Origin of the sequence: Streptomyces sp. NPDC007162 (genome assembly GCF_040634175.1) — a bacterium.
Classification (GTDB): Bacteria; Actinomycetota; Actinomycetes; order Streptomycetales; family Streptomycetaceae; genus Streptomyces.
Window position 1 is genome coordinate 1 of the sequence record NZ_JBEYFC010000745.1, and the last position, 3,405, is coordinate 3,405.

The following is a 3,405-nucleotide window of genomic DNA, read 5'->3' on the forward strand; positions in this document are numbered from 1 at the left end:
GACCTCCGCCTGGGAAGCCGTGGCCTGCAGTGTCTGGAGACAGAGGCAGGCGGCAGCGGCGACGGCGGTGGCGAGCAGACGAACGCGGACAGGCATGGGGAGCCTCCTGGACGTGCTGGACGTGGGAGGTGGAGGTGGAGCAGGCGTCCCCGGAGCGGCCGACGGGGCGGGTGCGGCTTACCCGACGGTAACCAGCATCGGGTTACCGGGGGTAGCAGCCGTCAGGTCACGGTTCGGTAATGTGACGGACGGTCAACGGGGCCGTGCGGTACGGCGGAGCGGGAGTGGCGCTGCTCGCCGTGCTCGCGGGCTGCTGACGGGATGCGGTGCGGCACCGCGCTCGGCCGACGTCACGGTCTCGGGGCGCGGGTCGGGCAAGGTCGCCGAAAGCGCGGGAACGGTCGGTGGCACCGGTTCCGCCTGTGCCCTGCCGGTGGCGTTCGACGTCGCTCTGGTCTGCGAGCTCGACGCCACGCCCACCGTGGCCATCGGCTTCCTGAGGGTGTCGGCCGGGCAGCCGGGCAGCGGTGACGCCCGCACGGTGCCGCGGGCTTTCGTGACCGCCGAGGGCGACACCGACCGGGCGGTGTACCGGACCTTCGGCTCGGGCGGTCTGTCGGGGGTGCGGGTCGACTGCGTCCACCGCGTCCGACTCCTCGGCGAGCGCACCAAGGAGCCGGCGCTGGCCGTGGTCACACCCCGCGGTCCCGTCGTACCGCACCTGGGCGGTCTCGACAGCGCGGAGCACGACGAGATGCGCCCCGCGTTCGAGCTCGCCCAGGCCACGCTGCGCACGGCGTGGACGTGGCCGGGCGGAGCGGTCAGGCGGAGTTCCGCCTGGTGCGCCACAGCAGCGCGAACCCGCCGGCCAGCAGCAGCGTGCCGAAGACGGCGGGCCACAGGGTGGCGCCGGTCGCGGCGAGGCCGCCCTGGACCGCCTGGGGCTGTGTCCGGGGGTCGGCCGGGGCGGCCGTGGACGGGGACTCCTGACCCGCCGGTACGACTGCGGCGGCGGAGGGGGTGGTGGTGGTCTCGGGCCGCTGTGTCGGCCGGCTGATGTCACCGCCTCCCGGCTTCCTCGGCGACGCGGACGCGTAGACCCTCGGCAGGCCGGAAGGAGCGGCGGTCTCCGTGGCCGGGGCCCCGGCCGGAGGCTCGGACGGCTCGGCGCTCACCGGTACGGACGGCTCCGAGGACCCGGAAGGCTCCGCAGGTTCGGAGGACACTGCCGGCTCCGACGGCTCCGACGGCTCGGCGCTCGCCGTCCCGGGCGGCGGGGTGACCGGGGTCGCGGTCTGCCCCGCAGTGGGCTCGGCGCTCTGCGCGGGCGGCGGCTCGGCGGCTCCCGCGCCGCAGGTCCGGCCGGAGTTGATGCAGTCGACCATCGTCCGCATCAGGCTGTCGTCGAAGACGTCGATGAAGTCGCCGTGGTCGGTGACCGGCTTGTGCAGCTGCTCCGGGAACGAGTCCACCGCGAACAGCGGGACCGTACGGCCACCGTCGTCGAGACTCGGCGCGTCGACGGCGTAGACGATGCGCTGCACCAGCTGCGGGATGGCCTGGAAACCGGTCGGGCAGCTGCCGTCGGCGGCCTCGAACGCCACATGGGTGCGGTGGTTGGCGCTGTCGATGTTCCGGCCGTCCCAGCAGCTCTGGAACCTGAAGGTGCGGACGACGTCGCTGCCCGCGGGGCACAGCGGGTACTTGTCCCTGAGCTGCCGGTCCTCGAAACCGGTGCAGCTCCAGGAGGCGTTGGCGTTGGCCGGGCCGTTGACGAACGCCTTGGCGTCGCCGGTGATGATGCGCAGCAGCCGTGGCATCCCGGTGACCTTGGAGGTGGGGTTGCCCTCGAAGGTCAGGGTGACCTGCTTGGCCGTGACGATCTGCCCGGCGTTGCCCTCCGTGCCACCGCCCGGCTTGTCGGCGTCCCGCTCCTGCTTGCCGTTCTGCAGCCGGAGCACAGGCCAGTAGTACGTGGACCTGTCCCCCTTGTCGGCACAGCTGGTGTCGGCGTTCGCGAGGTCCTGGTCGCCGGCGAAGGCGTTGTTGGACTGGTTGCCGATGTAGTCGTGGAAGTGGTGGGCGCCGTTGGAGACACCCGGCGCGACGATCACGTTGTCCGAGTTGAACAGGCCGTTCGCGTTGACGCCGCAGCTGGAGGAGAAGGTGCCGGTGGAGCCGCCGGACCGCTCGGGCGGGGCCGTGACGTTCGGTTGGACGGTGGTGATGTCGGCGTAGTCGGCGGTCACGGGACCGTTGCCGCCCTGCCCTCCGGCACCCGCCCCGGCGCCCTGGCTCGGCGTGGCGCCGTCGGCTCCGGCCTGGCCGCCGCCGGCCTGGGGTGCCGTCGACTGTTCGCCGCCCTGGCCGGTCGAGCGCAGGGTGCAGGCGGCGAGGACGTCGAGGCCCTGTGGCCGGCCGCCCGCGCGGCCGAGCGCGTCGCCGATGCGGCGGAGCGTCTCGGCCCGCTGCTCCTTCAGCGGGTTCATGATCGCCTGGTCGGCGAGCCCGGCGTTCTGCCGGATCGCCTCGGCCGACTCCGAGAGTTGCCGGTAGGCGCCCGCGATCTGCTGGTCCAGCCGGGCGAGTTCGCCGTCCACCTCGGTCCGGGCCCCGTCGGGTACGTCCGTGAGCCGGCTGCCGACGTCGGGACAGTAGACCGTGGGCGCGGACAGCACCTGGGCGTTCTGGTTCTGCGCGGACCGCTGGTCCCAGCCGCCCTCGGTGGCCGAGGCGTAGACGTTCACCGCGACCAGGCCTCCCCCGCCGAGCATCAGGGCGACCGCCGCGAAGGTCGCGCGTCGTGCGCCGGTCGGGCGTCTGCGCCTGCTGCGTCTCAACGTCGTACCCCTGCCTGTCGTGGGCGGCCGGGCATGGAGATCCCCCGCCTGATACGGCCCGCGGAGCCCCGGCGTTCAACAGCCACACGAATTCACGGCGATCTCACAGGTAGCGGATTCACGGGGTAGTCGTATGAGCACGGAGCGCACGCGACGGCATGGAGACCATGCGGCGCAAAACATTCTTTTTGTGCGAAACTGGTGCGAAAACGACGGGGAGGTGGCCCCTGTCATGAGCGATGCCATGAGCGACGCGGAGATCGACTACGCGACGGTCTTCCAGAACCTGCCCGGGATGGTGGCCCTGCTGACCCCCGACCTGGTGTACGCGGACGTCAACGCCGAGTTCCTCCGCATGGCCGGGCGCAGGCGTGAGGACGTGGTGGGGCGGTACCTGTTCGACGTGTTCCCGGACAACCCCGACGACTCCGGGGCCACCGGCATGCGCAACCTCGAGTGCTCGCTGCGGCGGGTCCTCGCCACCGGCGAGCGCGACACGATGGCTCTCCAGCGGTACGACGTGCAGGTCCCCGGCCGGCCCGGGTACTGGGAGGAGCGCTACTGG

The 3,405-nt window shown here is 72.5% G+C and carries 2 protein-coding genes and 1 pseudogene; 2 read left to right on the top strand and 1 reads right to left on the bottom strand.

Annotated features, from left to right (window positions below; translation table 11 throughout):
* Positions 1–94: 94 nt before the first annotated feature.
* Positions 95–778, top strand: a pseudogene (locus tag ABZ646_RS43200) (lipoprotein); the annotation flags it as partial.
* A gap of 43 nt (positions 779–821) precedes the next feature.
* On the opposite strand, the gene ABZ646_RS43205 reads toward ABZ646_RS43200, so the two are convergent.
* Positions 822–2,774: a DUF1996 domain-containing protein gene (locus ABZ646_RS43205; protein WP_360532284.1), complete on the bottom strand. Its 1,953-nt coding sequence runs from the start codon at positions 2,772–2,774 to the stop codon at positions 822–824.
* 310 nt (positions 2,775–3,084) lie between these two features.
* Between ABZ646_RS43205 and ABZ646_RS43210 the strand changes: the two genes are divergently transcribed.
* Positions 3,085–3,405, top strand: a 321-nt coding sequence (locus ABZ646_RS43210; RefSeq protein WP_360532287.1) for a PAS domain-containing protein, incomplete at its 3' end; no start/stop codon positions are given.